General features: G+C 54.7%; 36 protein-coding genes and 2 pseudogenes. 28 read left to right on the forward strand and 10 right to left on the reverse strand.

Translation table 11 applies throughout. The annotated features are described in order from the left end of the window. The first annotated feature begins 37 nt into the window (after nt 1-37). Entirely contained in the window at nt 38-1291 is a 1254-nt protein-coding gene (locus BBW68_RS03145) for a tyrosine-type recombinase/integrase (RefSeq protein WP_070133967.1), read from the forward strand. On the opposite strand, the gene BBW68_RS03150 is transcribed toward BBW68_RS03145, so the two are convergent. The 9 genes from BBW68_RS03150 to BBW68_RS03185 form a co-directional block, all read right to left on the reverse strand. Continuing rightward, complete coding sequence (locus tag BBW68_RS03150) at nt 1288-1839, reverse strand: phage N-6-adenine-methyltransferase (RefSeq protein ID WP_070133968.1); 552 nt, start codon at nt 1837-1839, stop codon at nt 1288-1290. The genes BBW68_RS03145 and BBW68_RS03150 overlap by 4 nt on opposite strands. Continuing rightward, nucleotides 1836-1994, reverse strand: coding sequence for a DUF1317 family protein (locus BBW68_RS03155; protein ID WP_070133969.1), 159 nt, complete (start codon nt 1992-1994; stop codon nt 1836-1838). Before BBW68_RS03155 ends, BBW68_RS03150 begins: the two co-directional genes overlap by 4 nt. Further along, entirely contained in the window at nt 1987-2283 is a 297-nt protein-coding gene (locus BBW68_RS03160) for a PerC family transcriptional regulator (RefSeq protein ID WP_070133970.1), read from the reverse strand. The genes BBW68_RS03155 and BBW68_RS03160 overlap by 8 nt, the downstream gene beginning before the upstream one ends. Nucleotides 2284-2382: 99 nt before the next feature. Continuing rightward, entirely contained in the window at nt 2383-2631 is a 249-nt protein-coding gene (locus tag BBW68_RS03165; RefSeq protein WP_032634922.1) for a helix-turn-helix transcriptional regulator, read from the reverse strand. A gap of 48 nt (nt 2632-2679) precedes the next feature. Further along, nucleotides 2680-3702 (reverse strand): recombination protein RecT, encoded by a 1023-nt coding sequence (gene recT, locus BBW68_RS03170; protein WP_070133971.1) that lies wholly within the window; start codon nt 3700-3702, stop codon nt 2680-2682. Between the two features lie 9 nt (nt 3703-3711). Beyond that, on the reverse strand, nt 3712-4611 hold the full coding sequence (locus BBW68_RS03175) for a YqaJ viral recombinase family nuclease (protein WP_070133972.1): 900 nt from the start codon (nt 4609-4611) through the stop codon (nt 3712-3714). Next, nucleotides 4608-4907: a hypothetical protein gene (locus tag BBW68_RS03180; RefSeq protein ID WP_070133973.1), complete on the reverse strand. Its 300-nt coding sequence runs from the start codon at nt 4905-4907 to the stop codon at nt 4608-4610. The genes BBW68_RS03175 and BBW68_RS03180 overlap by 4 nt, the downstream gene beginning before the upstream one ends. Then, nucleotides 4904-5053, reverse strand: a complete 150-nt coding sequence (locus BBW68_RS18670; protein ID WP_167565589.1) for a hypothetical protein — start codon at nt 5051-5053, stop codon at nt 4904-4906. The genes BBW68_RS03180 and BBW68_RS18670 overlap by 4 nt, the downstream gene beginning before the upstream one ends. Nucleotides 5054-5204: 151 nt before the next feature. Then, nucleotides 5205-5795, reverse strand: coding sequence for a helix-turn-helix domain-containing protein (locus BBW68_RS03185; RefSeq protein WP_070133974.1), 591 nt, complete (start codon nt 5793-5795; stop codon nt 5205-5207). 154 nt (nt 5796-5949) lie between these two features. On the opposite strand from BBW68_RS03185, the gene BBW68_RS03190 reads away from it, so the two are divergent. The 14 genes and pseudogenes from BBW68_RS03190 to BBW68_RS03250 all read left to right on the forward strand — a co-directional run bounded on the left by BBW68_RS03190 (nt 5950) and on the right by BBW68_RS03250 (nt 14022). Next, nucleotides 5950-6180, forward strand: coding sequence for a hypothetical protein (locus BBW68_RS03190; protein WP_070133975.1), 231 nt, complete (start codon nt 5950-5952; stop codon nt 6178-6180). 149 nt (nt 6181-6329) lie between these two features. After that, nucleotides 6330-6539: a hypothetical protein gene (locus BBW68_RS03195; RefSeq protein ID WP_070133976.1), complete on the forward strand. Its 210-nt coding sequence runs from the start codon at nt 6330-6332 to the stop codon at nt 6537-6539. Continuing rightward, nucleotides 6539-7299, forward strand: a pseudogene (locus tag BBW68_RS03200) (DnaT-like ssDNA-binding domain-containing protein). Before BBW68_RS03195 ends, BBW68_RS03200 begins: the two are co-directional and overlap by 1 nt. Beyond that, the gene (locus tag BBW68_RS03205) at nt 7296-8081 is read left to right on the forward strand and encodes a replication protein P (protein ID WP_070133977.1); all 786 of its coding nucleotides are present in this window, start codon (nt 7296-7298) and stop codon (nt 8079-8081) included. Before BBW68_RS03200 ends, BBW68_RS03205 begins: the two are co-directional and overlap by 4 nt. A gap of 117 nt (nt 8082-8198) precedes the next feature. Beyond that, a complete protein-coding gene (locus BBW68_RS03210) occupies nt 8199-8663 on the forward strand; it encodes a crossover junction endodeoxyribonuclease RuvC (RefSeq protein ID WP_070133978.1) in 465 nt (154 codons plus the stop codon). A gap of 68 nt (nt 8664-8731) precedes the next feature. After that, nucleotides 8732-9319: a hypothetical protein gene (locus BBW68_RS19440; RefSeq protein ID WP_338061293.1), complete on the forward strand. Its 588-nt coding sequence runs from the start codon at nt 8732-8734 to the stop codon at nt 9317-9319. After that, a complete protein-coding gene (locus BBW68_RS03220) occupies nt 9316-9780 on the forward strand; it encodes a hypothetical protein (protein WP_070133979.1) in 465 nt (154 codons plus the stop codon). Before BBW68_RS19440 ends, BBW68_RS03220 begins: the two co-directional genes overlap by 4 nt. Before the next feature lie 2 nt (nt 9781-9782). After that, nucleotides 9783-9921: pseudogene (locus BBW68_RS19445) on the forward strand (hypothetical protein); the annotation flags it as partial. A gap of 135 nt (nt 9922-10056) precedes the next feature. Beyond that, a complete protein-coding gene (locus tag BBW68_RS03225; protein ID WP_070133980.1) occupies nt 10057-10614 on the forward strand; it encodes a hypothetical protein in 558 nt (185 codons plus the stop codon). A gap of 67 nt (nt 10615-10681) precedes the next feature. After that, nucleotides 10682-10954 carry a hypothetical protein gene (locus tag BBW68_RS03230; protein ID WP_186821256.1) on the forward strand — a complete coding sequence of 91 codons (273 nt, stop codon included), beginning with the start codon at nt 10682-10684 and terminating at the stop codon, nt 10952-10954. Then, nucleotides 10947-11294, forward strand: coding sequence for a hypothetical protein (locus tag BBW68_RS03235; RefSeq protein WP_070133981.1), 348 nt, complete (start codon nt 10947-10949; stop codon nt 11292-11294). The genes BBW68_RS03230 and BBW68_RS03235 overlap by 8 nt, the downstream gene beginning before the upstream one ends. A gap of 423 nt (nt 11295-11717) precedes the next feature. After that, nucleotides 11718-11897 (forward strand): hypothetical protein, encoded by a 180-nt coding sequence (locus BBW68_RS20290; protein WP_338061294.1) that lies wholly within the window; start codon nt 11718-11720, stop codon nt 11895-11897. Nucleotides 11898-11953: 56 nt separating this feature from the next. Then, a complete protein-coding gene (locus tag BBW68_RS03245) occupies nt 11954-12550 on the forward strand; it encodes a terminase small subunit (protein WP_083264775.1) in 597 nt (198 codons plus the stop codon). Continuing rightward, on the forward strand, nt 12547-14022 hold the full coding sequence (locus BBW68_RS03250; RefSeq protein ID WP_070133983.1) for a terminase: 1476 nt from the start codon (nt 12547-12549) through the stop codon (nt 14020-14022). The genes BBW68_RS03245 and BBW68_RS03250 overlap by 4 nt, the downstream gene beginning before the upstream one ends. A gap of 46 nt (nt 14023-14068) precedes the next feature. On the opposite strand, the gene BBW68_RS15590 is transcribed toward BBW68_RS03250, so the two are convergent. Further along, nucleotides 14069-14260 carry a hypothetical protein gene (locus BBW68_RS15590; protein ID WP_058659569.1) on the reverse strand — a complete coding sequence of 64 codons (192 nt, stop codon included), beginning with the start codon at nt 14258-14260 and terminating at the stop codon, nt 14069-14071. A 1157-nt stretch (nt 14261-15417) separates the two neighbouring features. Between BBW68_RS15590 and BBW68_RS03260 the strand changes: the two genes are divergently transcribed. The 13 genes from BBW68_RS03260 to BBW68_RS03320 are packed head-to-tail and all read left to right on the forward strand — an operon-like array spanning nt 15418 to nt 24973. Continuing rightward, a complete protein-coding gene (locus BBW68_RS03260) occupies nt 15418-15624 on the forward strand; it encodes a hypothetical protein (protein WP_032636549.1) in 207 nt (68 codons plus the stop codon). Between the two features lie 14 nt (nt 15625-15638). Next, complete coding sequence (locus tag BBW68_RS03265; RefSeq protein ID WP_070133984.1) at nt 15639-17312, forward strand: portal protein; 1674 nt, start codon at nt 15639-15641, stop codon at nt 17310-17312. Next, nucleotides 17309-17608: a Bbp19 family protein gene (locus BBW68_RS03270; RefSeq protein ID WP_045336853.1), complete on the forward strand. Its 300-nt coding sequence runs from the start codon at nt 17309-17311 to the stop codon at nt 17606-17608. Before BBW68_RS03265 ends, BBW68_RS03270 begins: the two co-directional genes overlap by 4 nt. Next, nucleotides 17605-17928, forward strand: a complete 324-nt coding sequence (locus BBW68_RS03275) for a phenylalanyl-tRNA synthetase subunit beta (protein WP_070133985.1) — start codon at nt 17605-17607, stop codon at nt 17926-17928. The genes BBW68_RS03270 and BBW68_RS03275 overlap by 4 nt, the downstream gene beginning before the upstream one ends. A gap of 11 nt (nt 17929-17939) precedes the next feature. Continuing rightward, a complete protein-coding gene (locus tag BBW68_RS03280; protein ID WP_070133986.1) occupies nt 17940-18638 on the forward strand; it encodes a peptidase in 699 nt (232 codons plus the stop codon). Between the two features lie 17 nt (nt 18639-18655). After that, entirely contained in the window at nt 18656-19642 is a 987-nt protein-coding gene (locus BBW68_RS03285; protein WP_070133987.1) for a major capsid protein, read from the forward strand. A gap of 51 nt (nt 19643-19693) precedes the next feature. Beyond that, nucleotides 19694-20134, forward strand: a complete 441-nt coding sequence (locus tag BBW68_RS03290) for a Bbp16 family capsid cement protein (RefSeq protein ID WP_070133988.1) — start codon at nt 19694-19696, stop codon at nt 20132-20134. Nucleotides 20135-20138: 4 nt separating this feature from the next. Next, nucleotides 20139-20513, forward strand: coding sequence for a hypothetical protein (locus BBW68_RS03295; RefSeq protein ID WP_070133989.1), 375 nt, complete (start codon nt 20139-20141; stop codon nt 20511-20513). A gap of 51 nt (nt 20514-20564) precedes the next feature. Next, nucleotides 20565-20888: a capsid staple protein gene (gp10, locus tag BBW68_RS03300; protein ID WP_070133990.1), complete on the forward strand. Its 324-nt coding sequence runs from the start codon at nt 20565-20567 to the stop codon at nt 20886-20888. Then, the gene (locus tag BBW68_RS03305; RefSeq protein ID WP_045342897.1) at nt 20888-21493 is read left to right on the forward strand and encodes a phage connector family protein; all 606 of its coding nucleotides are present in this window, start codon (nt 20888-20890) and stop codon (nt 21491-21493) included. Before gp10 ends, BBW68_RS03305 begins: the two co-directional genes overlap by 1 nt. Continuing rightward, nucleotides 21493-23970 (forward strand): phage tail protein, encoded by a 2478-nt coding sequence (locus tag BBW68_RS03310; protein ID WP_070133991.1) that lies wholly within the window; start codon nt 21493-21495, stop codon nt 23968-23970. The genes BBW68_RS03305 and BBW68_RS03310 overlap by 1 nt, the downstream gene beginning before the upstream one ends. After that, on the forward strand, nt 23970-24434 hold the full coding sequence (locus BBW68_RS03315) for a hypothetical protein (RefSeq protein ID WP_070133992.1): 465 nt from the start codon (nt 23970-23972) through the stop codon (nt 24432-24434). The genes BBW68_RS03310 and BBW68_RS03315 overlap by 1 nt, the downstream gene beginning before the upstream one ends. Further along, entirely contained in the window at nt 24434-24973 is a 540-nt protein-coding gene (locus BBW68_RS03320; protein WP_032671835.1) for a virion core protein, T7 gp14 family, read from the forward strand. Before BBW68_RS03315 ends, BBW68_RS03320 begins: the two co-directional genes overlap by 1 nt. Nucleotides 24974-24980: the final 7 nt, after the last annotated feature.

Here is a 24980-nt window from a genome sequence, read left to right on the forward strand (position 1 = left end):
CGTACCGATAAAAACATGGATGCATTACGGGTGAATCGTGCTTACCGATACCAAACTGAAAAACCTCAAGCCGCAGGAGAAACTGTATAAGGTTTCCGATCGTGACGGGCTGTATGTCGCGGTACTCACGTCAGGCTCTGTCTCGTTCCGCTACGACTACCGCATTAACGACCGCCGGGAAACGCTGGTGATCGGCCAGTATGGTCGTGACGGTATCAGCCTTGCGGAAGCGCGCGAGGAACTCATTGCCGCCAAAAAGCTGCTGAAGTCAGGCCAATCGCCTGCTGCGGCGAAACGTGACGGTATCAGGCAGATCGCCGGAGCCGAAACATTCACGGTATATACCGACACCTACATGAAACACGTCACCCTGGCCGACAGCACCCGCGCCATGAAGCAGGCAGTGATCGACAGGGATATCCTTCCCGCCCTCGGAAACAAGATGATGACTGAGATACCCACCAGAGTGGTGCGCGAACTTTGCGATCGTATCGTCGAGCGTGGCGGCCGGGCGACGGCGATTCAGGTCAGGGAGATAATCAGCAGCGTATACCGGTATGCCAACGACCGCAGGCACGGTCTGTTCAATCCGGCGGCCGACATTAAGCCATCATCCATTGCCATGTTTAAGCCGCGCGAGCGCACGCTGTCGCCTGAGGAGATCAGGATATTTTTCCGCGCGCTAGATGACGTCGGTGCTATGGGCACCATGAAGATGGCGCTGAAGCTGGTGCTGCTGACGCTGGTTCGCAAAAACGAATTTATCTCTACGACATGGGCAGAGATCGATTTCAAGAATTGGACATGGACGATCCCCGCCGACCGAATGAAGGCCAGGCGCGCGCATGTGATTTATCTTCCGAAGCAGGCGCAGGATCTGCTGGTTGGGTTGCAGATGTGCGCTGGTGGCAGTGAATACCTGGTGCCAGGGCGCTACAACTTCCGCAAGCCATTATCGAACGCCGCGCTGAACTCCCTTATCGACAGGACCGTGGAGACTATAACTAAAGACGGCGAGAAAATTCAGGACTTCACGGTGCATGACCTGCGCCGGACGGCAAGCACGCTGCTGCATGAAGCTGACTATCCCTCAGACTGGATAGAGAAGGCACAGGCGCACGAGCAGAAAGGAGTCCGGGCGGTTTACAACAAAGCAGAGTATGCCCGGCAGCGCTCCTATATGTTGCAGCAGTGGGCAGATATGGTTGATGCCTGGATTAACGGGGAGCACACCGATCTGGTGCCGTTCTCCCCGTCGAAGTTTGAGAGGTGGATGGAAGGAAAGGATTAAGCTGCCTCCCGTCTTGCCAGGCGGGAATTTCCATACGCCATAAGAGTATCGCGATCTACCGTCGTAAACTCGCAATGCGTTCTCGGGTATGGTTTCCAGATAAGCAGTAAGGAACCTTTGTTGTTACCGCTTACTGGCTTACCTGTTACCGGATTGATGAACGCCAAACGCCCGGCGGTGATGAATCGCACCACGCTGGCGGTCTGGATTGCCTCCCAGAACCAGCCAACCGATGTGTCTGCCGGTACCAGCATAACCGTGCCGATTCGATTGGCGCTCTCGGCGGCGGCCTTCTTAACGAATGGCGTAATGTCGCTGTACGGCGGATTCATCCAGACGTAGCCTGGCACATTCAGGTAATCAGCCCATGGCGTTTCCAGTGTGTTCTGCGCGGCAGTGATGAACTTGCGGCACAGCGCGTTATGAAGCGCTGCGGCGGCATCCAACTGGAAGCAGAACTCGGCATCCAGTGCGAAGAAGATAGCTGGTGGGGTTCGCCATAAATCACGCTGATCAGCTGGCGTATTACTTCCGGTGCAATCTGTCATACCGCCACCTTCTTGCTGTTCATCAGCTCAACCAGGCGCTGAGCCTTTAATGGGTTTCTGATAACGTCGCCGCTTGGTGCTACCCATCCGCGGCGGATGATGGAATAGGGCAGGGTGACACTGCCCACGGTAATTCCGTCGTGCGGGTTAGTCATACACCACCCCGCGACATCCGATTCCGCTGTAATCAAGGTGCTGGGTGCGGTTTCCTTTGGTGATGCACTGTTGCCGGCGCACCGCAATACGGGCGCGCTCCACTTCACCAATAGCAGCATCCAGGCACTGAAGCCACAGGCGGGCCGCTATGCGGTAATGCCCGCGGCGCTCGCGCTCGATGGCTCGGCTTTCGATCTCCATCGCTTCCGGCGTTACTGCCACCACTCTTTCGACACGGCGCTGCGACACGTAATCTTCGTGGTAGCGCTCAATCTTCGTCTTTTTCATTTGATCCAGACCTCTCAACTGATTACCGCCGCCAGCCACATCAGGTAGGCGACTACGGCCAGATACAGGTACACATCTGACCATCTGCCGATATGCTTCTCATGCTGCTGCACTCACAGGGCGATACACGCGGCGGTCAACTGGCGGCTTTTTTCCGGTGAACGTCGCCGGGCTCGCCGCCTTACGTTTATCCAGCCAAGCTTCAACTTCGCTCTGGTCCCACGCGCAGCGGCGGTCGGTGATCCAGAAACGGGACGGGAATTCGCCAGCCTGTTCCAGGCGGTCAATCGTGCTCCATGACAGTGGCACCACCGCCAGGAGTTCCTTCTTACCAAATGCACCTTTCATAAATACCTCTCTTGGTTGCAGGTGTGGCACCGCGGTGCCACGGTGGTGTTATTCGAATTCAGGACGCATATCGTTAAGCGTCGTCATGAATCCCTGGTGGTATTCTTCACCGAGCTTTTCAGCCATGGCGTTGATCTCATCTTCGGCACGCTTAAACATCGCCTTGGCATCTGCTGCGGATGAATCCAGGCTGTTCAGAATTGCGCTAACGTATTCCCGTGCTTCTTCGCGTTCAGAGTCAGAAACCACCGTCAGGCTCTGCTGCTCATCATCAACTACTGAATACTCGCCGGTGATAACTGCTGCGTTATCCTGGCTCAGGCCAGCTTCCGCGCGTTCATCCATCACAACAGCTTTTTGCAGTTCGATAGAGACAGGCAGGTATTTGAACAGGCGGCGGATCACCGTCTTTTTTGCCATTTCGTCGAAGTGGTCAACCCACGGTCCGCTGCTGCCGGCTTTGCTCAGGGCACGTACTTTTTCAACGTCTGCCCGGCTCATCACTTCGAACTGGACGCCGCCATCTTTCAGGCGGGCCACTGCGTATACATGGGTCAGTTCGCCGCGGTCACCGGTTTCGCAAGGTGAGTGCTCGAGCGTTTCTTCCAGGCCGTATGAATAGCTGAATTTGTCGTTTACATGGACGGTGCGCGCTGAGATGCTCAGGATCTGCCCGGAGCGGCGCGCAAGGTCAATCATCCCGCGATAGCCGATGATCAGCTGAGCTTCTGTCGATACCGTTTCCCAGCGGCCATTAATTTTCTGGCGCTTGTCGAACGGAATCAGGTACGCGTGTCCCAGTGCGCCCCCCGGTTCCAGTCCGAGCTGAGCGCATTGCATAATTGCACCGAGGAAACTGGCCTGGTCACATGCTGCCAGTTTTGGAACTTTGCGGATCTCGGTAGTGGCGATGCGCGCCAGGCGGTCGGCTGTCATGTGCTTTGGAAGAGCCAGCGCCATCTGAGCCTTGATTCTTGGATCCGCGAGCAACCCGGCCAGCGTGCTAGGTTTCTCGTTATGCTTTGCAACCTGGTTTCCGGTTGCTGCTGCCTTAAGTGCAGTGGTAGACATTTTTTCTCCTTACTTCATTCTGAAAACGCGTGATGTCGTTGCTGTTTTGAATTTTTCGTACAGGTCCGGGTACTCAACCTGGAATAATTTCTGATCGAACCGGTTGCTTACCTGAGATTTCCATGTGCAAATCGGTTTCCCGTCGATCGTCAGGATTGAGTGCTCCTGCATGTACAGCTTCAGCTTCTCCTCCGATACGGCGATTTCTTCTTCCAGTGACTTGCAACGTGATTTCATGTCGCGGAGGTCGTTGAAGAGCGCCAGGGCTTTACCGTCTGCCTCAATGCTTGAGCCGGAATCCTTCTCAAACATCAGAGAAATATCGCTGACTGTTGTCGCCTCCGGTGGGTTCAGGTTTATCACCCGATCCCAGAAGGAAACTTCTTTCTCCAGGATGGCTTGAATGGTTTCCTCATCACGCTCAACGCGATAAATACGGAAATCATCACCGCCGATCAGGACACCGAATACGCATACCTGCTTTCCTGTTACCATCAGCCCATGCATGGCCTGCGCCGTGTAATGCACAGGGATCGCATCTGTCTGAACTTCTCCCCATTCCTTAGCTTTGAATGGGCTAATCGTTTTGATCTCGATGTTCTCGCCGGTAGCTGCTTCTGCATCGATCTCTGCTGCGATAAAGCCGTAATCACGATGGATATACCGGTTGCCGCGATGAATAATTTCAAGGCCTGTCTCTTCAGAAAGCAGGTCAATTACGTATGGCTCCATACGCTGGCCACGTGTGAAAACTTTTTGCTTTGAAGGATCTACTGGCTTGATGCGTGGCTGCACCTTATCCAGGTACACCTCAAGCGGAGTACGCCACGGGCTAATCCCGAGAATACCGGCGACATCACTGCCGCCGAGGTATTTGGTCCTGTCCATGCTGCCGACGTTATGCATCATGCCGCAGTCCTCGCCGTGTCCAGCTGGTCAGCCAGATCCCACTTCGCGATGATGCTGGTCATCGCGGCCTGGTATGCTGCGAGAGCCTCTTCGAATTCAGTGCTCATCATCAGCTCTTCCAGAATCTCGGTGCGGACACCCTTGCGACCAAACTCGTAAAACGGCGCCTGCAACTGGTGGTGCGGAATTGCGTCGATCAGCTCTACCTGTCGGTCGTAGTGCATCTGGCTCAGCTGGTAGTTGCTGTCGATGCTGGTCATGATTTTTTTCAGGTTATTAACCTGCTGGATGTTCACTTGCTCACCCCCATATCCATTTCAGTTTTGACTGCCATCTTGGTGACAAACGCCCAGTTGATGACCTCATGCAGAGTGCGGCACTTGGTGCTCATTAGCCCGCACGCCGTAACGCAGTACCAACCGTTGATGATTTTCCACTGCATAATTCGTTACCTCAGTGTTACCTTTTAAGTAATGATTATCCTTATACGGTTTAAAGTCAATAGGTATGATTATAAAAAATTACCCGAAAGGTAATAGTAAGGGCAATAAAAAAGCCGCTCGATGGCGGCTTAGTATCTGAAATGTATGGTTTTATTCTTGCGTTTTACCGTTCTGAACAATCACAAAATCGACGTAGCTCTCAATCTTGCTCTTCTCGCTCTCAGGTAACAATGCGTAGCGGGCCCGGTCGTAATGGATGGTCGACGGGTCCCGGGGATGGATGAGCAGTTCATAGCCCCGGTGCCCGAACGCGCTGGCGATCGCCTCCAGGGTGGAGATAGAAACGCTAACCTCATTGTTCAGCATGCGGTTGATTGTCGCCTGGGCAACGCCGGACGCTTTCGACAACTTACCCTGAGATGACAGGTCGCGGTTGTTCTGCATCCATGCTTCGAGATTATGTGCCGCCAGCTGTCCGGTATCGGAAGGGGTGATCTCCTCCTGCGGAATGGCAACAGCGGATAATGAGTGGTCGACGTCCAGCCAGTTCGAAGGCTTGTTAGCCGCCTTCTCAATCTTGCGCGCTACCGTGTCGCCGACAACCTTCTGCCCGCGGGCCCAGCGGTTCACCAGGTTTGCCTGAGTTCCCAGTTTTTCCGCCAGACGAGTCTGCACCCCGTTAAAGTCACAGTCGATGATATCGTTAATATTCTGCCTGCGGATATCCTGAATACTTTTCATGCTCTGGTGAATCGCCTCATATATGAATTAGTTAGTGGTTCAATTAAAAGCGAATTTACCACACAGGTAAATGTACCTCACGGGTAACAAACCTTGATTTTTATTACCTTCTCGGTGAATATTTGTTATCTGAAATTAATATCAGGCAATAGCTATGAGCGAGAACGAAAAATTCGACTTCAAAAAACACTGGTTGCAACTCACTCCTGATGAGCGAAATGCCTTTGCTGACGAGGCCGGAACGACCAGCAACTACATCCAGACGCATCTGACAGGTCGCCGAAAAATTCCCGGTAAGACATTGATGAATGGGCTGTTTAAAGCATGTAAACAGCGCGACTGGGTAAAAACAAAGCCGGAACTGGCTATCTTCTTCTACGAATAAAACCTATTTCAAACCCCCATCAGGCCGCCTTCTGGCGGTCTTTTCATATCTATTCAACTCCCCAAGGTAATAATGATCCGAATATGGTTGATATTTTTTCGGACATCGCACAAAATCATCGTAACCATAACCAGAATCTGAGGTGAAGTGTGGAGATTATCACTCGTATGTCCGCTGCGAAGGCTGGACTGAAGCGTTATTACTCCGGGAAGCAGTGTAAGCGAGGCCATGACAGTGAGCGCTGGGTTTACAACGGCCATTGTGTGGAATGCACCATGGAGTCAAACCGCAGGCGCCAGGCTGAGATTAAAAGGATTATGGATGAAGCTGCGAAAGGCAACGTGCCGGAGGTGATCTGATGGCGCGCATCCGCACAATTAAGCCTGAGTTCTGGACAGACGAGGATATGGCTGAGCTTTCAGAACCGGCATGCCTTTTAGCGATTGGCTTGCTGAATTATGCCGACGATGAAGGGTACTTCAACGCCAACCCGAAACTGATAAAAGCGGCTGTTTTTCCAATCCGTGAACCGTCCGTTCCTATTCCGGTACTGATACAGGAGCTTTCCAACTGTGGTTATTTGTCCATGTTTTCCACCTCAGATGGCAAGCAATTTGGGGCAATTACAAACTTCCTCAAACATCAGGTCGTAAACAAGCCAAAAGAAAGCAAAATCAGATGTTTACCTCTAATACCGTATGAGTACGGTACTGATACTGGACAAGTACCATTAGGAATGGATCAGGGATCAGGGAAAGTAAAACCCCTCTCTCTGCGCGCGAAGAAATTCAAATCCCTCCAGTTGTCATTCCAGGTATCGGAGAGCCAATCGGCAAATTTACCATGCATGAAAACTGGCAGCCGTCAGATGACTTTGTCATGCGCGCCAGAATGTGGGGCCATGCACTACCTGCTGACGGGTACAAGAAATCAGACCTGATTGAATTCATCACCTACTGGATGGCGGAAGGCAATGTTATGCAACACGTGCAGTGGGAGCAGAAGTTTGCCCGGCTGCTGATGAACAGGAAAAAAAGAGCGGCAGGAAAGCGCGGTGACAGCTCTGACGATGACGTACCACACTGGAACAGCCCTGAGGGCTGGAAGGATTTCTTATGAGTAACGTATTCGCAGCAATTCAGAATCGTGATGCTGGTGCTCTGGCTCGCATGATGGGCCCTGACAATCACCATGACCAGCAGGACAACGTCGTTAACATCAGCGCAGAGCGTCTCGTCGATGCCCTGTTCAAGCAGCTTAAGCAACTCTTCCCAGCGGCTAAGCAGACCAACCTGAAGACCGTGCAGCAGGAAACCGACGCGAAGCGCCAGTGGATCGCCGCATTTGCCGAAGGTGGGATCCGTACCCGCGAGCAGGTATCGGCAGGAATGCGCCATGCCCGAGCCAGTGAATCACCGTTCTGGCCGTCGCCAGGGCAGTTCATCAAGTGGTGCAAAGACAGCAAGATGGTGCTGGGCGTGAGCATCGAGGACGTAATGGGAGAGTTCCACCGTTACGCCAAAGAGAAAAGCCTTCAGCCTAGCGGGCCAGAGCGATTCCCGTGGCACCACCCGGTCATGTACTGGATTGTGTGCGATACACGCCGGGCGATGTATCAGCGTCAGCTGAGCGAGGTGGAAGTCGAGAAGCATGCGCGCAAACTGCTGGATGAATGGGCTGCAAAAGTGGCCGCCGGTCACCAGATTCCGGATCCGGTTCTGAGCATCCAGGCGAAGCAAGAGCCGATACAAACGCCAGCGGACACAGGGGGGAGTGCTTACCACCCTCCCGGCAAAAGCTTCGGATGCATGCCGAATGCCGCCATTCTGGGAGGACTGACACCGGCCCAGTGGCTGATGGAGGAATACCGGCGAGGGAAAGCGGCAGGACTCATCAGGTAGCACCAGCGCGGCAGCGCATTTTTTTACGCCAGCATAATTACCTTGCAGGTAATACAATATGCGCATAGCTATTGATTTTAATTCTAATGTGGATTTAAATTACCTGAGAGGTAAGCCATGATAGCAATTTTAGGGATTGACCCGGGATGCAGCGGGGCACTGGTTCTCGTCACGGAACAGGGCGGCTACATCGACCATCTGCCAATGCCAACCATCAAGGTCGGAACAAAGTCCAGGGTGAACGGCGCAGCGGTAGCTGCATGGGTTCGGCAGTACGGAATCACTCATGCGTACCTTGAGCAGGTCGGTGCAATGTCAGGGCAGGGAACGGCGAGCATGTTCACGTTCGGGCATGCAGCTGGCGTAGCGGAGGGGATCCTCCAGGGACTCAACATTCCGTACACGCTGGTAACGCCGCAGGCCTGGAAGAAGTCAGCCGGGCTTATCGGCAGCGACAAGGACGCAGCGCGCAGCCGGGCCATTCAGCTTTACCCGGAACTCAGGGCGCTGGATGCCAAAGCGAAAGGCCAGGCCATCGCGGATGCGCTGTTAATCGCAAGGTTCGGGATCGGCGTTAAATAACGATCCTTTTTGATATCAACGTAATCAATAACTTATACGGGTAAGCGGGGGTAAAGATGGAATGCAATGTGAGTGAACAGGTAAAGCGCGGACATGAGCAGGCCGCAGATCTGAAGGCATCATGCGGCGCCGTCGATGTGCGCACTGTGGCGCAATTGATTAGCGATCTGGCTACGCAGCTAGATGTGCAACTGGCTCGCAGTAATACGCTGGCTGCGGAGAATGCGGGGCTGAAAAATGCAATCACCGCAGTAAGCAAAACATTAGAAGAGTGTGAGATTAACGGTGACGAATTGAAATATGTCGTCGAGCCTTCCGAATTTGATGCGTTGACTGATTTGCTGGACGAAACACCAGCGACCGACGCTTTCCTGGCTGAAGTGCGGGCCAGCGCAATCCCTGAAGGTTACGTACTCGTGCCTCAACAAATCTTCCTTGACCCATCCGACATTGAGTCTATTTGCTCGCAATGTGGTGATGGCCATGAATCAGGGTACGGCGATTTTACTGACGGGCTGCTGTGGGTTGGCAACATTCAACGTGACGACGGAAGTATTGTCCACGGCATGCATATCTCATCAGCCGATTACTCAGAGGAAGGTGGTGTGACAGTTTGCGAGTTCGCCGCCCAACTTCGCCAGGAGGCTGCCCAATGAGCAACATCGACAAACAGGTTGTGCAAGCAGTTGCAGATTTGAAAGCTGGTTACACCCTCGGTCACGCTGATGTTGAAATCATACAGCAGATGGCTCTTGACGCGGTGGCGCTGCTGGATGAGCTGGAAGCCACAGAGAAGAGGATTGCTGAGCTGGAGAGTGAGAATGCATACATCAGAAACCGTCACAAAGAACTGGACCTGTTAATCGGGAAAAACATTCTGGTAATGCAGGCCGCAATCATCGAATGGCAGGGAACTGGCGACGCCAAAAAGGGGCTGGCATGGATTTACAACACGCTGTTTGGTCCAGGTGAATTGCCGGACGAGGCGGAGAAAGATGCCCAAGCCTACTTTGACAGAAAATATGCTCCTCTCGACGAAGAACTCTTGAACCTTCACCGGTGGTTCTGGGAGCAGAGTGAGGCTGAGCGCGCCGCCGTAGCAGGTAAAGGAGAGTGATCATGGTTAAGTTGACCAAAAAAGAACAGGCATGGATCGATGAATTGCAAGAGGTGCTCGACCGTTGCCCATCACCGAAAAAAATCGGTTTTTACACCATCGGCAATCCAAATATTCACCTGTATGACCTGCGCAAATACAAAGAAGTTGAAAAGGCATTAGACATGGGCAAAGCGTCCGACTGGTCTCCGGCGTGCCGTGTAGCAGGGGCGCACATTGAAGGGACGATCGATTTCCCATCGCCCGTTGAAAGCACCGCAGGATGCGGACTAACCCATGAGCGAACTAACCAAAGAATGGCTCCAGCAGACAATCGCGGAGCTCGAAGAAGAGCGAGATGCGACTCCAGGCGCAGTAAACGAAGATGCGGCCAATGCTCTGGCGGCGATGAAGTTAGCGCTGGCATCGCTCGAAGCAAGGAGCCGCAAACTTTTTACCTGTAGCGCGTGTGGCTCCGAGGGTTTGGACGAGCCATTAGAGTCGAAGTGCCATTGCCATGAAGATGGCGCGCACTGGATTGAAAGTGTTGTTTACACCGCCCCGCCAGCTCCGTTTGTTCTTCCAGTCCAGCACTGGGAGGAATTGTGTCGTCAGAACCCCGACATGAGTATTGGTGATGCCATCATGCGAGCTGCTTGGTGGAACCACTGCGCCGCCATGCTTCAGGGTGCCGGTGGCAACTCTCCGGTGATTCCGGATGGCTGGGTGCTAGTGCCGGTTGAGCTTACCGGGGAAATGACCAATGCGATGACCGATGCGATTCTTGATGATCTTCATAACGTCGATGTGTGGCGCAGTGTACTCGCAGCAGCACCACAGCGGGAGGTGAAGTGATGGCTAATTCATTCTACATAGTGATATTGGCTCTGCTTTGTATGGGCGTGATTTACGGGTGGCTACCATGGTGAGCAAACTCAAACAGCGGCACCTGCGCCGCCTTAAAGCCGACGTGGCATGGTGGAAAGGCGAAGCCTCGGACCTGTACGCCAGAGTCATGGAGCAGGCCGACGAAATAGCCGAACTCCGCAGGCTGGTTATCCGCGTTCCGATGCCGGTGGTGGTCCCGGCGGATATCATCCAGGGAATTAACGTGAAGGGAGCATTTGCGATGGGGATCGAACGCTATGGTGATGCGATGCTGAAGTTGGCGAAAAAGGAGGATGGCAATGGCTAAGACAGCAGCAGAACGCAAAGCAGCGCAGCGCGCCCGCCAGGCTGAGGCAGGTGAACGCAAACTGGAGCTGGTGCTCGACGAGCAGGAAATGGAGATGCTGGTGCGGAACTGCGCCGGGCGCCGCCCTGGCCGTGAGCCATACGAGCTGAGCGAGTACATTGCTCTGCTGATCCGCCAGGATGATGCCCGAGTGCGCGGTCGCATTAAAGCTATCAGCGCCAACCAGTGCGGCAAGTGCGGCGACAGCCTGCCGGTGGATTCCTGCCCGTGCCAGGGAGATTCGCAGTGCTGGGTAACGCAGGGATGGCATGAAACGAAACTGGAGGTTATATGTCCGTAACGGATCTTCACAGCCTGCAATGCAGGATTAAAAAACAAGTCCAAAGTATTCACTCAAAAACAGCGCGAGTGGTGGCCACAAAGCGAGACCCATATCAGGTTGTCATTCTGCATCAAGCTTATTACCGCCTGAGAAACAAAGTGGCACCACGGGGTAAAGCATTCTGGCGATTAATGAGAATGGATTATTAACGTGACCTGTCACGGCGTATTGACTAAATCCTCACATGATTATACTGTTTAAATGTACAGTATTTTTATGTGAGGTTCCATTATGGGCTTTCCATCTCCGGCAAAAGACTACGCAGAATCCCGCCTTACCATCACCAGCATGTGCGGCTACGACGGCAACTGTCGAACCGTTGAGACGTCGGCTGGGTACGCAATCATCAACGTCGCAAATAAACCACATCCGGGTGACACCGTGCTTATTTCCTATTGCGGCCGCACGGAGTTCGCCATCGTGCAGGGGCGGGCGCTTATTGTTCCGGAGGGTGAGTCCATCGAAGGTGAAGAGCTGGACGACACTACAGTGCTGGGAGTCGTTACACATTTCCTCAACCGTGCCGGTAGCCAGGAAGACGATCCGATACCAGTCATGTAACATCTGCGCGGGCGTGATAGTATTACCTTCATAGTAATAAAATTACTAATGTGGTAATGATGCCCGCGACACCAAAAACCCACAAACGCAGATCAACGCAATATAAGCCTCTTACAGCGATGCAAGAGGCTTACTGCCAGTCCTACATTAAGACACCCGAAAACCAGTCTCAGGCGGCGATTGACGCAGGATTTTCGCCTAATACGGCAGCCGTCAAAGCCAGCGTGATGATGCGAGACGAAAGAATCCAGAAACGAATCGCTGAATTGATGGAGGAGCGCAACAAGCGAAACCGCGTCAGCGCTGATTACGTCCTCATGCGCCTGGTGGAGATCGACCAGATGGATGTGCTGGATATCCTGAACGACGACGGCAGCCTGAAACCGATCCGCGAGTGGCCGAAAATCTGGCGTACCACGCTCAGCGGGTTCGACCTGTCCTCAACCATCATGAACATGAACGAGGATTCGATAGAGACCATCCTCAAAAAAATCAAATGGCCGGACAAGGTGAAGAACCTCGAGCTGATTGGTAAGCACGTCGACGTCAACGCGTTCAAAGAGCGCCTGGAGGTTTCCGGCACTGTCACCATCGCCGAACGCATGGCAGCCGCGCGCCGCCGCGTCAAAGAGCAGGCTGGTGGTGAAGAATGACAGCCGCAGCCATGTCACCGGAAGAGCAGCTCGTCGAGGATATTGCTTCGTTCACGTATGACCCGCTGGGCTATGCGCTGTATGCGTTCCCGTGGGGCGAGGAAGGAACAGAGTTGGCACACGCCACCGGGCCGAGAAATTGGCAGGCTGACGCATTCCGCGAGATACGCGATCACCTACAGAACCCCGTGACGCGTCACCAGCCGCTGATGCTGGCCCGCGCATCCGGACACGGTATAGGCAAATCCGCTTTCATTTCGATGCTGATCAACTGGGGCATGTCCACCTGTGAGGACTGCAAGGTGGTGGTGACCGCCAACACCGACAACCAGCTGCGCACCAAGACCTGGCCAGAAATCATCAAATGGTCGAACCTGGCCATAACGAAAGAGTGGTTCACCTGCACCGCCACGGCGATGTACAGCAACGATCCTGGGCACGACAAACGCTGGCGCGCTGACGCAATCCCGTGGTCTGAGCACAACACAGAGGCGTTCGCCGGGCTGCACAACGAGCGCAAGCGCATCATCGTGGTATTCGACGAAGCCTCCAACATTGCAGATCTGGTGTGGGAGGTTGCCGAAGGTGCGCTGACGGACGAAGACACTGAAATCATCTGGGTGGCGTTCGGGAACCCGACGCGCAACACCGGGCGTTTCCGCGAATTTTTCCGTAAGTACAAACACCGCTGGAAGTGCGCGCAGATTGATTCACGCACCGTGGAAGGCACGAACAAACAGCAACTCCAGAAATGGGTGGACGACTACGGCGAGGACAGCGACTTCGTTAAAGTCCGTGTGCGGGGGATCTTCCCTGACGCGTCTGAACTCCAGTTTATCCCGACCGGGCTCACTGACGAGGCGATGAAGCGCGTAGTGACCGCCGGGCAGGTGGCGCACGCACCGGTGATTATCGGCGTCGACCCGGCATATTCCGGCGTGGATGACGCGGTGATATACCTGCGGCAGGGGCTGCACAGCAAAGTACTCTGGACCGGAAATAAGACCACCGACGATCTGATTATGGCGAAGCGCATCGCTGACTTTGAGGATCAGTACCAGGCTGACGCGGTGTTTATCGACTTTGGCTACGGTACCGGGCTGAAGTCCATCGGTGATGGCTGGGGCCGGACGTGGCAGCTAATTCCGTTTGGTGGAGGCTCGACCGATCCGCAGATGCTCAACAAGCGCGGCGAGATGTTCAACAGTTGCAAAACGTGGCTGAAGCTCGGCGGCGCGCTGGACGATCAGGAGACAGCTGATGACCTTTCGGCAGCAGAGTACAAAGTCAGGGTGGACGGCAAGATCGTCATTGAGCCGAAGGAAGATATCAAAGAGCGGTTAGGCCGCTCGCCGGGCAAGGGTGACGCGCTGCTACTGACTTTTTCTTTCCCGGTTACGAAGCGCCTGCGCATCCCTGGGCAGGAGAGTCAGCAGGGTAAGGCGGTCACAGAGTATGACCCGTGGAAATAACAAAGCCCGCGCATCGGCGGGCTGATTGTGACATGTCACGGCGTTATTAGCGTTTTCCCGCTTCAAGTATTGGCAGGTTTGCTTCGGTTGGAACATAAATAACCTGGCTCTTATTCTGTTGTAACCCGTCAATCCACAGATAGCGAAGGTATTCTTCGTTGTTGCGGAGGCTATCACCAATAATCTGGTTTGCCTTCGCTACTCCTTTGGCACGCTCAATTTCAGCGTCAGCTAACATGCGTGCAGATTCTTTTTTTGCGAGCGCTTCTTGTACAGCGATCTGCCTGTCTTACGTTGCTCGAGCCAAGGAAGCCTTCCCGGCAAGATTGCTGCTCCATACGTTGTAATATGGGCATCCTGCCATGCAAAGAGATATGAGAACTGTAAAGAAAAATACGACATGAAGAACGATCGTTCCCCATTTAATTTCGCGAGCATTATCGTCGTAATATCGACTCATGATTATCACCTTAAAAAAATGCCCGGACGAACCGGGCGAATGGAAGCAAGGGTCTACGGAGTGCCTTCCTTGGCGGGTGATGCAGGGTTTACAGCGCAACGTCATCGGAATGGCGCTCTGCTGTAAAAAGGGCGGTGGTCAGAAGTGGGAGCAACTGCCACCGCCAAAGCTACACGCATTGCCTGGTACTGCCGTATCACGGTCCTAAGGCGTGATTGGGTTGTGGTGGCCGGTGCGCCGGCGATAGCGTTTGTCGCGTGCTAATAGCAACTTTCACCACAACGGAAAGAGCACTCATGACTCGCATCATGTGGCGCAACCCCATGGCAGGGAGTCGAACCCTACAAATGCTCTTACCTGTTGTGTGCCTGTCTTTCCAGGCTGTCAGCAATTCGGTAACACGGCTTGCTTGCCGTGGCGTCTGGGCTGTTTAGACCCTTCAGCAATACGGGATATACCCGTTCAAGGTTATCGCCCACCCCCGCTAGGGTGTGGTGTTGTGTTTCCACAACATTGAGAGCACTGCTGCCGGCGTTCACAGTTTTCGGGCAGTCGACGACCTACACCCTAAGTACTCTCATCGTTATGGCCTCGTCTCTTCCGAGGTGTCACACCGTATCGCCACGATGGTGAATCGTCATGTCCGTGCATACCGAGAGTGACTTGCACATTCCGGCTACCTGCTCAGGGGAAGTTGTCAAGGACCCTGCCAGACCGCTACGACACATGTGCCATATGCCGTACTGCTCACACCTGGAAGCGCACTCACCAGTTTTGATTTAGCGACAAGACCTCACCGAACCGATATCAAAGTGCGCTTTCATGTTGTGTTACCTGAAGGGTAATAATTACAGTTAATTATGTCAATACACTACGTTAAATAATCCGTATATGGTTAAATTGGTAATAATTTAATCGTGTGTGAGGTTATCGCTATGTGTATCGGCAGCAAGCCATCAGTGCCAGCGGCACCAGAAGTTCAGGCCGCACCTCAGGAGCAGGACGCCGCTGTGGTCAGTGCGCGCGATGACGAAGAGCGCCGCCGCCGTGCTGCTGCCGGTCGTAACTCGACCATGCTCACCGGTGCCCAGGGCGACACTTCCGCCGCAAATACCAGCGGTAAAACGCTGCTCGGTCAGTAACGGAGCGCGCAGAGATGGCGGAAACCGAAAAAGAGCGGCTGCTGAAGCAGCTCGCACAGCTGAAGAATGAGCGCACATCGTTCGAGCCGCACTGGCGCGACCTGAGCGACTTTATCAATCCGCGCGGTTCCCGCTTCCTGACGTCTGACGTTAACCGTGACGATCGCCGCAACACCAAAATTGTTGACCCTACCGGTTCACTCGCTCAGCGCATTCTCGCCAGCGGCATGATGTCCGGCATCACCAGTCCTGCGCGCCCGTGGTTCAAGCTGGCAACGCCTGACCCTGACATGATGGATTACGGCCCGGTGAAGGTCTGGCTGGAAGTCGTGCAGCGCCGCATGAACGAAGTGTTCAACAAGTCGAACCTGTATCAGTCTCTGCCTGTCATGTACGCCAGCCTGGGCACTTTCGGCACTGCCGCCATGGCTGTGCTGGAAGATGACCAGGACGTGATTCGCACAATGCCATTCCCGATTGGCAGCTACTACCTGGCGAACAGCCCGCGAGGCAGCGTCGACACCTCATTCAGGCAGTTCTCCATGACCGTGCGCCAGCTCGTGCAAGAGTTTGGCCTGGACAATGTCAGCGCGTCCGTGAAGAGCCAGTGGGAAAGTGGATCGTATGAAAACTGGATCGAAGTAAACCACTGCATCACGCCAAACATCAACCGCGACAGCGGGAAGTTGGACAGCAAGAACAAGCCGTATCGCTCTGTCTATTTCGAGACTGGCGGCGACTCCGACAAGTTGCTGCGTGAATCTGGTTTCGATGAATTCCCGATTCTGGCACCGCGCTGGGAAGTTAACGGCGAGGACGTATACGCGTCTTCCTGTCCAGGAATGCTGGCGCTCGGGCAGGTTAAGGCGCTTCAGGTTGAGCAGAAACGTAAAGCTCAGCTCATCGACAAAGCTACAAACCCGCCGATGGTTGCGCCAACTTCACTGAAGAATCAGCGCGTTTCTCTGCTGCCTGGTGACGTGACGTATCTCGACGTGCTGAGCGGCCAGGACGGTTTCAAACCTGCGTACCTGGTAAACCCGAATACCGCCGACCTGCTGGCTGACATTCAGGACACCCGCCAGACCATCAACAGCGCCTACTTTGTCGACCTCTTCATGATGCTGCAAAACATCAACACCCGCTCAATGCCGGTGGAGGCGGTGATCGAGATGAAGGAAGAGAAGCTGCTGATGCTCGGCCCGGTGCTGGAACGCCTGAACGACGAAGCGCTCAATCCGCTTATCGACCGCGTGTTCTCCATCATGGCGCGCAAGAACATGCTGCCGCCACCGCCAGACGTTATGCAGGGAATGCCGCTGCGCATCGAGTACATCTCCGTTATGGCGCAGGCGCAGAAATCTATCGGCCTCACCAGTCTGTCGCAGACCGTTGGCTTCATCGCTCAACTGGCTTCAGTCGGTAAAACGGAAGCGCTCGACAAGCTCGACGCGGATCAGGCTATCGACGCGTTCTCCGAAATGTCCGGCGTATCGCCAACAGTCATCGTTCCGCAGGAGCAGGTGCAGCAGATTCGAGAAGACCGCGCCAAACAGCAGCAGGCAGCTCAGGCTCTGGCAATGGGTCAGGCCGTAGCGCAGGGCGCTAAGACGCTCAGCGATACGCAAACCGCAGATCCAAGCGCGCTGACAGCAATCACTAACGCAGTTGGAGCGACGCAGCAATGACGTATATCGACGACGAAGAACGCAAATCCGAGCTGGAAGCTGAACAGCAGATCCTCGCTCAGCGCGATATCGAAGACATCCAGTTCGTCATGGGCAGCGAGCAGGGCCGCCGCGTTATCTGGTCACTGCTGGAGAAAGGAAAGGTATTCGCACCGTGCTTCGCCGGTGATTCGCATTTAACCGCATTCAATGAAGGGCAGCGCAACCTGGCTCTGGTTCTGTTTCAGCGCGTCATGGCGCACTGCCCTGATCAGTATCTGAAGATGGCCGCAGAGGCCGGTGAGGACAATGTATGACACAGGTACAAACCCAGCGCGTCGTGCGCTTTGATGGCGCAAATCAGGTGGTAGAGGTTCCGGATCCTGCCCCGGCAACAATTGGCGCCCCGACCGCTACAGATTACGGCGGCGTGAAGTTGGGGGCAGCCATTGCAGCACCGGCAGCAATGACAGCTACCGATGACACCAACTCTTCCGCATCAGACGTTGCCGGGCTTGTTACTGACCACAACGATCTGGTCGCCAAATACAACGCGCTGCTGACAGATACCGCTGCACTGCGCACCACTCTTTCCGCTGTTCTGGCGCAACTCAAAGCCAAAACGATCCCGGTTTAAGGAGATAACCAATGAACTTATTTGATCGTCTGCTGCATCGCCGTCTTTGCAATGAGCAGCCTGCTGATGGTGGCGCTGCGCCGGCATCGTCTGAGCCAGCTGCACCTGCTGCCGATGCTCCTGCACCTGATGCTGACCCGGCTAAACCACAAGGCGATAAGCCACATCCTGGCACTGAAGGTGATAAGCCTCAGGAAGACAAACCAGCTGATGGTGATAAGTCAGCAGATAAGTCGGAAGACGAAGAGCAGAAGCAGGAAGGTGCGCCGGAGAAATACGAATTTACCGCTGGCGAAGGCGTAGAGCTGGATGCCGAAGCGCTGAAGGACTTCGAGCCCGTTGCCCGTGAGCTGAACCTGACCAACGAGCAGGCGCAGAAGCTGGTGGACGCATATCCAAAAATTCTGGCCGGTGTGCAGCAGCGTCAGGCAGAAGCCTGGCAGAAGCAGACCGAAGGCTGGGCAGAGACCGTGAAGGCAGACAAGGAGATCGGCGGCGACAAACTGACCGCAAACCTCAGCGCTGCACAGCGTGCACTGGACCAGTTCGGCACGCCGGAACTGAAAGAATATCTGAACGCTACCGGGCTTGGTAACCATCCAGACCTTGTTAAAACGTTCGTGAAAATCGGTAAAGCCATGTCGGAAGACGGCATGGTCGATGGCAGTAATCAAGGCCAGCGTAGTGCGGCCGAAGTGCTTTATGGCTAATAAGAGAGGATATAACCATGGCTGTTAAAGGCGTAAATGCGCTGACGCTGGCTGACTGGGCTAAGCGTACTGATCCAAACGGAAAGGTCGATAAGATTGTCGAACTTCTTTCCCAGACCAACGAAATCCTGACGGATATGATGTTCGTAGAGGGTAACCTTCCAACTGGTCACCGTACCACCGTTCGCTCGGGGCTCCCGCAGCCTACCTGGCGTTTGCTGAACTACGGTGTGCAACCGACAAAATCAACTACCGTACAGGTCACTGACACTGTCGGCATGCTGGAGGCTTATGCGGAAGTAGATAAGTCACTGGCAGATCTTAACGGTAACACTGCTGAATTCCGCCTGTCTGAAGATCGTGCATTCCTCGAAGGCATGAACCAGCAGATGGCTCAGACCCTGTTCTACGGCGACACCAGTGTGAATCCGCAGCAGTTCATGGGCCTGTCATCCCGCTACTCCACCAAATCCGCAGGCAACGGCCAGAACATTATTGATGCTGGCGGCACCGGCACAGATAACACCTCTATCTGGCTGGTGGTCTGGGGTGAAAATACTGTGCACGGCATCTTCCCTAAAGGGCAGAAGGCTGGTTTGCAGACTCAGAACCTCGGCGAGCAGACTCTTACCGATGCCAATGGTGGCAAATACCAGGGTTACCGCACCCATTATAAGTGGGATAACGGCCTGGCTCTCCGTGACTGGCGCTACGTTGTGCGCATCGCCAACATCGATGTGAGCGATCTGTCAGTGCCTGGTTCAGCTGCAAATATCGTCAGCCTGATGGTTAAAGCGCTGCACCGCGTCCCTAACCTGAAAATGGGCCGCGCGGTGTTCTACATGAACCGTACCGTTGCCCAGGTGCTGGATCTGCAATCTCTGGATAAAGCATCTCTGGCTCTGTCCGTAAAAGAGACTGAAGGCGAATTCTGGACCACGTTCCGTGGCATCCCAATCCGTGAAACCGATGCGATTCTGGAAACAGAAGCGCGCGTTGTTTAACGCCTGTCATTAACTGATGGGCCTTAACCGGCCCATAAATGGAGAAAGAAAATGATCCTCGACAAACTGTTGATGTTCTCCGAGAAGCAGGCGGTTACAGCTTCCGCTGCTTCTACGGACGTAATTGACCTCGGACCTATCGATGGCACCCGCCGCGATATCGGCGTTGGTTATCCGCTGGAGTTCTGGGCAACCGTTGACACCACTGCAACCGCTGCTGGTGCCGCGACCCTCAACGTTCAGTTGCAGACCAGCCCGGACAACTCCACCTGGACCACTATCTACGACAGCGATGCTCTGGCGCTGTCTGCCCTGACAGTTGGTAAACGATTGTTTTCTAACAAGGTTCCGGCGGGCGTCCAGCGCTATCTCCGCGTCAACTATTCAGTCGGCACCGGTCCGCTGACGGCTGGTGCGTTCACCTCGGGCATTAATTTGGATGTTGACAACAACACTCCTTATTACCCGATCCGTTCTAAAGTGACTGGCTAAGGTGATGGCAATGGAAAAAGCAAAATACCGCGTCCTGCGCTTATCCCATATTCATAACAACCTCTGGCCTGAAGGCTCAGAGATTGAATATGACGGTGAACCAGGATCGGCTCTGGAGCCGATCAACGCAGCGGCGAAGGCGGCTAAGAAAAAGGCAGACCAGAAGCGCGGAATCGTGCCTGTTGATTCTCAGTCTGAACCAGAGGCTGAAGATGATGGCCAGGAAGATACCGGCGGTAACGATGCCAATACCTTCAGTGAAGATGAAGCCGCGCTACGCCAGCAGTACGAAGAACTTTTCAACAAGAAACCTGGCAACATGAATGTTGAAACGATCAAAGAGCGTATCGCGGAAGAACGGCAAAAACTGGGCGTCTAAGCCTCGCTAATCCAAAAGGGGGCTTCGGCCCCTTTCTTGCAGGAGTCCACTATGGAACTGGTAAACCTCAAAACTGGCACCGATACCTATCAGGATGAGGATGGTAAAACCCAGACTCGCGATGATTATCCATGGGGCCTTTTCATTGAGCTGAACAACGAGACGCTCGCCAAGCTCAAGGCAACGCCACAATCCGCAGGTACTGAAGTGATGATCACCGCGAAAGCCATAATTCGTTCCACCTCTACCCGAGAAACGGAAGATGGCATGCAGCATAACGCCAGCTTGCAGATTACTGACATGGCACTCAGCCCGGTATCTGGTGAACAGCCCAAAACTGCCGCCCAAACTCTCTACGGCGGGGAGGATGATTAATGGCCTCCGTTATCGAGATCTGCAACCGCGCGCTGAGCAATATCGGGAACAGCCGCAGCATTAACAGCCTGACCGAGGCCAGCAAAGAAGCCGGGCAGTGCTCCCTGCATTTCGATTCCTGCCGCGATGCTGCGCTGGCGGACTTCGACTGGAACTTTGCCACCAAACGCCTGGCGCTGGCCGATACCAACAATCCGCCGCCGGACTGGGCTTATTCCTACCAGTATCCGACTGACTGCCTGCGCATCACCGAAATTATGGTGCCCGGTATCCGTAATCCGACGGCTGCCATGCGCATTAACTATGAAGTTGGGGCTGATGCCGACGGCACCGGAAAGCTGATCTACACCGATCAGCCTCAGGCATGGCTGAAGTACATCGCGCGAGTCACCGACGTGAACATGTTCGATGCAATCTTCATGGAGGCGCTGTCATGGCGTCTGGCCGCCGCTATCAATATGCCACTTACCGGAAGCGCAGATCTCGGTAACAACGCACTGACTATGTACCGCAGCGTCATCCTGAGCGCTGGCTCGCACAGCCAGAACGAATCCCAGGAGCCGCAGCCTCCAGTTGATGAGTTCACCGCAGCGAGGTTGTCATAATGGCTTTCAGTTGGATCCAGCCGAGTTTTGCCGGCGGTGAAATTGGCCCGTCGCTGTACGGGCGCATCGATATGTCAAAGTATCAGGTGGCGCTGCGCAAGTGCGATAACTTCATTGTGCGGCAGTATGGCGGGGTGGAGAATCGCCCTGGAACGCGCTTCGTCGGCGAAGCCAAATATCCGGCGCGAAAATGCCGCCTTATCCCTTTCCAGTTCTCGACCGTCCAGACTTATGCGCTGGAGTTCGGGCACAACTATATGCGCGTTATCAAAGACGGTGCGTATGTGCTGAACAGCAGCAATGTGATCTACGAACTGGCTATGCCGTATGCAGAGGCCGACCTGTTCCGCATTAAATTCACGCAGAGCGCCGACGTGCTTACGCTGGTTCACTCGGCCTACCCGCCGAAGGAGCTGCGCCGTTACGCGCACGACAACTGGCAGATCGTCGATGTCACCACAAAAAACGGACCGTTCGAAGATATCAACGTTGACGAGTCAGTGAAGGTATACGCCAGCGCCAGCACCGGGACTATTACGCTGACGGCAAGTTCCGCCATATTCGGATCTGAGCAGGTAGGGAAACTCTTTTATCTCGAACAGCCGGCGGTTGATTCCGTTCCCGTATGGGAGACCAGCAAGACCACCGCTATCAATGATGTGCGCCGCGCCTACAGCAACTACTACCGTGCCAATACTTCCGGTAAGACCGGTACCCTGCGACCATCTCACACCGAAGGCATGTCATGGGATGGGTGGGGCGGCACAGGTGATGATGATACCGGCATCCAGTGGGAGTACCTGCACAGCGGTTTCGGCATCGCACGCATTACAGCCGTAGCCAGCGACGGCCTGACAGCCACTGCTACGGTGGTGAGCTATATCCCGTCGCAGGTTGTCGGATCTGCGAATGGCAGCTACAAGTGGGCACGGTATGCATGGAACAGCGTCAACGGCTACCCGAGCACGGTTGTTTACTATCAGCAACGCCTGTATTTCGCCGCGTCCACCGCGTACCCACAAACGATATGGGCGAGCCGGACCGGCGACTATAAGGACTTCGGCAAGAATAACCCTATTCAGGATGACGATCGCATCATATACACCTACGCCGGGCGACAGGTGAATGAGATCCGCCACCTTATCGACGTCGGAAACCTGGTCGCGCTGACGTCTGGCGGGGAATATACGATATCCGGAGACCAGAATAAGGTCCTTACGCCGTCGGCGTTCTCGTTCAGCTCGCAGGGAAACAACGGCTCCAGCAATGTGCCGCCGATCGCGGTGGCAAACATCGCACTGTTCATCCAGGAGAAGGGGAGTGTGGTGCGTGATCTGGCCTACTCCTTCGACGTCGACGGGTACCAGGGTACGGACCTGACCATACTGGCAAACCACCTTTTCCAGAAGCGCAGCATTGTCGACTGGTCATTCTGCATCGTGCCGTACAGCAGCGCGTTCTGCATCCGCGACGACGGAAAACTGCTGGTGCTGACCTATCTGCGCGATCAGCAGGTATTCGCCTGGGCACCGCAGTCCAGCACCGGAAAGTACGAAAGCACCTGCTCCATCAGCGAAGGCAGCGAGGACGCTGTTTACTTCGTGGTTAACCGCACCATCAACGGCCAGACGAAACGTTACATAGAGCGCCTGTCCAGCCGTCTGTTTACCAGTGATGAAGATGCATTCTTTGTCGATTGCGGTCTGAGCTATGACGGACGCAATACATCATCACGCACCATGACCATCAGCGGCGGCAGTGGTGAATGGAGCTATCAGGTTGACTACCCGGTGACGATAAGTGGCGGAGCGTATTTCGTGGGCACTGATGTTGGCGCTCAGATCCAGTTCCCGTACTCAGAAACGGATCCTGATACCGGCGAAGTGGTGGCGAAAGAATTGCGTGGCGACATTATCTCCGTAACGAGTAATACCGCCGTGGTTGTGCGCTTCAACCGTAACGTTCCCGCGGTACTGCGCACTGCGGCCACAACTAACTGGCAGATGGCCCGCCAGACTTTCAGCGGCTTGGCGCACCTAGAAGGACAGACAGTAAACATCCTCTCAGACGCCAGCGTTGAGCCACAGAAAACCGTAACTGGTGGTGCTGTCACGCTCGAATCTCCGGGCGCGGTAGTGCATATCGGACTGCCGATCACCGCTGAATTCGAAACGCTGGACATCAACATCAACGGGCAGGAAACACTGCTGGATAAAAAGCAGGTGATCTCCACTGTCACGATGGTGGTCAACGCCAGCCGCGGCATCTGGGCAACCACACCAGGTGGTGAGTGGTACGAGTATCCGCAGCGGGAATTCGAGTTCTACGACGATCCGGATGATGACGCTACCGGGAAGGTGGAAGTGAAGCTCGACAGCAACTGGGATAAGAACGGACGCGTTAAGGTGCGCCAGCTCGACCCACTGCCGCTTTCTGTTCTGGCGGTCCTGCCGCGCATGACGGTCGGGGGATTCTGATGATTAAAGCTCAGATCGTACCGGCCACCGCAGCGCATATTGAAGCCATGCTGCCACATGTCCGCCAGGCTGACGTTGATGAATTTATGGCGACAAACGGATGGAGCCCGCGCCGCGTTCTGGAAACCGGTCTGCGCACGTCAACTTTCGCCTGCGCCGGGCTTATCAACGGGGAAGTGGTGACCATCTTCGGCGTGGCCCCGGCATCAATGATCGGCGGCAACGGTATCCCGTGGCTGGTGGGCACCGATGCGCTGGAGATATACCAGCGCACTTTCCTGCGCCGCTGCGGGAAAGTGGTCAATGCAATGCTGGCTGTTTACCCGTATCTTGAAAACTATGTTGATGCCCGCAACCACACAGCGCGTATCTGGCTGCACTGGCTGGGATTCACCATTGAAGAACCACAGCCGTACGGCGCTCACGGTCTTCTGTTTCATCGCTTCCACATGGAGAGAAAATAATGTGCGAACCCACCACAATTTTAGCCGGTGCGACGCTCGCGGCAGGCGCATTGTCAGCTTACAACCAGTATGAGACAGGCAAATATTCTGCTGCTGTTGCTGAGCAGAATGCGGATGTGGCAGAGGCACAGGCGCAGGACTCGATTAACCGTGGCAATGCCCAGGCCGAGGAAGTGCGCCGCCGTAATCGTCAGGCTGCCGGGACACAGGCGGCGACAATGGGTGCTACCGGCGCTGACCTCTCAACCGGTAACGCTCTGGATATCTTCGGAGATACTGCTCAGTTCGGCACGCTGGATGCTCTGACGACCGTTAACAACGCCCAGCGCGAGGCTTACGGCTATCAGGTGCAGTCCGCCAACTATGACGCCCAGGCGGTATCCGCGCGTAAGCAGGGAAATATGGGGGCGATGACAACGCTGCTCACAACGCCGCTACAGGCTTACGGAGCCTATCAAATGGCTGGCGGGACGTGGTCGCCATTCTCCCAGAAGGCAGCACCTATCAGCGCAGCCGTCGGCACGCCAACCGGTCGATAAGGAGATA

Origin of the sequence: Candidatus Erwinia dacicola, assembly GCF_001756855.1 — a bacterium.
Taxonomy (GTDB): Bacteria; Pseudomonadota; Gammaproteobacteria; order Enterobacterales; family Enterobacteriaceae; genus Erwinia; species Erwinia dacicola.

What these genes read in the sequence shown, in the direction of transcription:
- BBW68_RS03185 (WP_070133974.1), bottom strand. Translation starts at nt 5,795, where the DNA reads ATGAAAAGTATTCAGGATATCCGCAGGCAGAATATTAACGATATCATC.
- BBW68_RS03280 (WP_070133986.1), top strand. Translation starts at nt 17,940, where the DNA reads ATGAACTTATTTGATCGTCTGCTGCATCGCCGTCTTTGCAATGAGCAG.
- BBW68_RS03155 (WP_070133969.1), bottom strand. Translation starts at nt 1,994, where the DNA reads ATGACTAACCCGCACGACGGAATTACCGTGGGCAGTGTCACCCTGCCC.
- recT (WP_070133971.1), bottom strand. Translation starts at nt 3,702, where the DNA reads ATGTCTACCACTGCACTTAAGGCAGCAGCAACCGGAAACCAGGTTGCA.
- BBW68_RS03210 (WP_070133978.1), top strand. Translation starts at nt 8,199, where the DNA reads ATGATAGCAATTTTAGGGATTGACCCGGGATGCAGCGGGGCACTGGTT.
- BBW68_RS03285 (WP_070133987.1), top strand. Translation starts at nt 18,656, where the DNA reads ATGGCTGTTAAAGGCGTAAATGCGCTGACGCTGGCTGACTGGGCTAAG.
- BBW68_RS03190 (WP_070133975.1), top strand. Translation starts at nt 5,950, where the DNA reads ATGAGCGAGAACGAAAAATTCGACTTCAAAAAACACTGGTTGCAACTC.
- BBW68_RS03160 (WP_070133970.1), bottom strand. Translation starts at nt 2,283, where the DNA reads ATGAAAAAGACGAAGATTGAGCGCTACCACGAAGATTACGTGTCGCAG.
- BBW68_RS03220 (WP_070133979.1), top strand. Translation starts at nt 9,316, where the DNA reads ATGAGCAACATCGACAAACAGGTTGTGCAAGCAGTTGCAGATTTGAAA.
- BBW68_RS03320 (WP_032671835.1), top strand. Translation starts at nt 24,434, where the DNA reads ATGTGCGAACCCACCACAATTTTAGCCGGTGCGACGCTCGCGGCAGGC.
- BBW68_RS03245 (WP_083264775.1), top strand. Translation starts at nt 11,954, where the DNA reads ATGATGCCCGCGACACCAAAAACCCACAAACGCAGATCAACGCAATAT.
- BBW68_RS03305 (WP_045342897.1), top strand. Translation starts at nt 20,888, where the DNA reads ATGGCCTCCGTTATCGAGATCTGCAACCGCGCGCTGAGCAATATCGGG.
- BBW68_RS03265 (WP_070133984.1), top strand. Translation starts at nt 15,639, where the DNA reads ATGGCGGAAACCGAAAAAGAGCGGCTGCTGAAGCAGCTCGCACAGCTG.
- BBW68_RS03175 (WP_070133972.1), bottom strand. Translation starts at nt 4,611, where the DNA reads ATGATGCATAACGTCGGCAGCATGGACAGGACCAAATACCTCGGCGGC.
- BBW68_RS03315 (WP_070133992.1), top strand. Translation starts at nt 23,970, where the DNA reads ATGATTAAAGCTCAGATCGTACCGGCCACCGCAGCGCATATTGAAGCC.
- BBW68_RS03230 (WP_186821256.1), top strand. Translation starts at nt 10,682, where the DNA reads ATGGTGAGCAAACTCAAACAGCGGCACCTGCGCCGCCTTAAAGCCGAC.
- BBW68_RS03250 (WP_070133983.1), top strand. Translation starts at nt 12,547, where the DNA reads ATGACAGCCGCAGCCATGTCACCGGAAGAGCAGCTCGTCGAGGATATT.
- BBW68_RS03310 (WP_070133991.1), top strand. Translation starts at nt 21,493, where the DNA reads ATGGCTTTCAGTTGGATCCAGCCGAGTTTTGCCGGCGGTGAAATTGGC.
- BBW68_RS03205 (WP_070133977.1), top strand. Translation starts at nt 7,296, where the DNA reads ATGAGTAACGTATTCGCAGCAATTCAGAATCGTGATGCTGGTGCTCTG.
- BBW68_RS03165 (WP_032634922.1), bottom strand. Translation starts at nt 2,631, where the DNA reads ATGAAAGGTGCATTTGGTAAGAAGGAACTCCTGGCGGTGGTGCCACTG.
- BBW68_RS03270 (WP_045336853.1), top strand. Translation starts at nt 17,309, where the DNA reads ATGACGTATATCGACGACGAAGAACGCAAATCCGAGCTGGAAGCTGAA.
- gp10 (WP_070133990.1), top strand. Translation starts at nt 20,565, where the DNA reads ATGGAACTGGTAAACCTCAAAACTGGCACCGATACCTATCAGGATGAG.
- BBW68_RS03235 (WP_070133981.1), top strand. Translation starts at nt 10,947, where the DNA reads ATGGCTAAGACAGCAGCAGAACGCAAAGCAGCGCAGCGCGCCCGCCAG.
- BBW68_RS03295 (WP_070133989.1), top strand. Translation starts at nt 20,139, where the DNA reads ATGGCAATGGAAAAAGCAAAATACCGCGTCCTGCGCTTATCCCATATT.
- BBW68_RS03290 (WP_070133988.1), top strand. Translation starts at nt 19,694, where the DNA reads ATGATCCTCGACAAACTGTTGATGTTCTCCGAGAAGCAGGCGGTTACA.
- BBW68_RS03225 (WP_070133980.1), top strand. Translation starts at nt 10,057, where the DNA reads ATGAGCGAACTAACCAAAGAATGGCTCCAGCAGACAATCGCGGAGCTC.
- BBW68_RS18670 (WP_167565589.1), bottom strand. Translation starts at nt 5,053, where the DNA reads ATGCAGTGGAAAATCATCAACGGTTGGTACTGCGTTACGGCGTGCGGG.
- BBW68_RS15590 (WP_058659569.1), bottom strand. Translation starts at nt 14,260, where the DNA reads ATGTTAGCTGACGCTGAAATTGAGCGTGCCAAAGGAGTAGCGAAGGCA.
- BBW68_RS03275 (WP_070133985.1), top strand. Translation starts at nt 17,605, where the DNA reads ATGACACAGGTACAAACCCAGCGCGTCGTGCGCTTTGATGGCGCAAAT.
- BBW68_RS03260 (WP_032636549.1), top strand. Translation starts at nt 15,418, where the DNA reads ATGTGTATCGGCAGCAAGCCATCAGTGCCAGCGGCACCAGAAGTTCAG.
- BBW68_RS03150 (WP_070133968.1), bottom strand. Translation starts at nt 1,839, where the DNA reads ATGACAGATTGCACCGGAAGTAATACGCCAGCTGATCAGCGTGATTTA.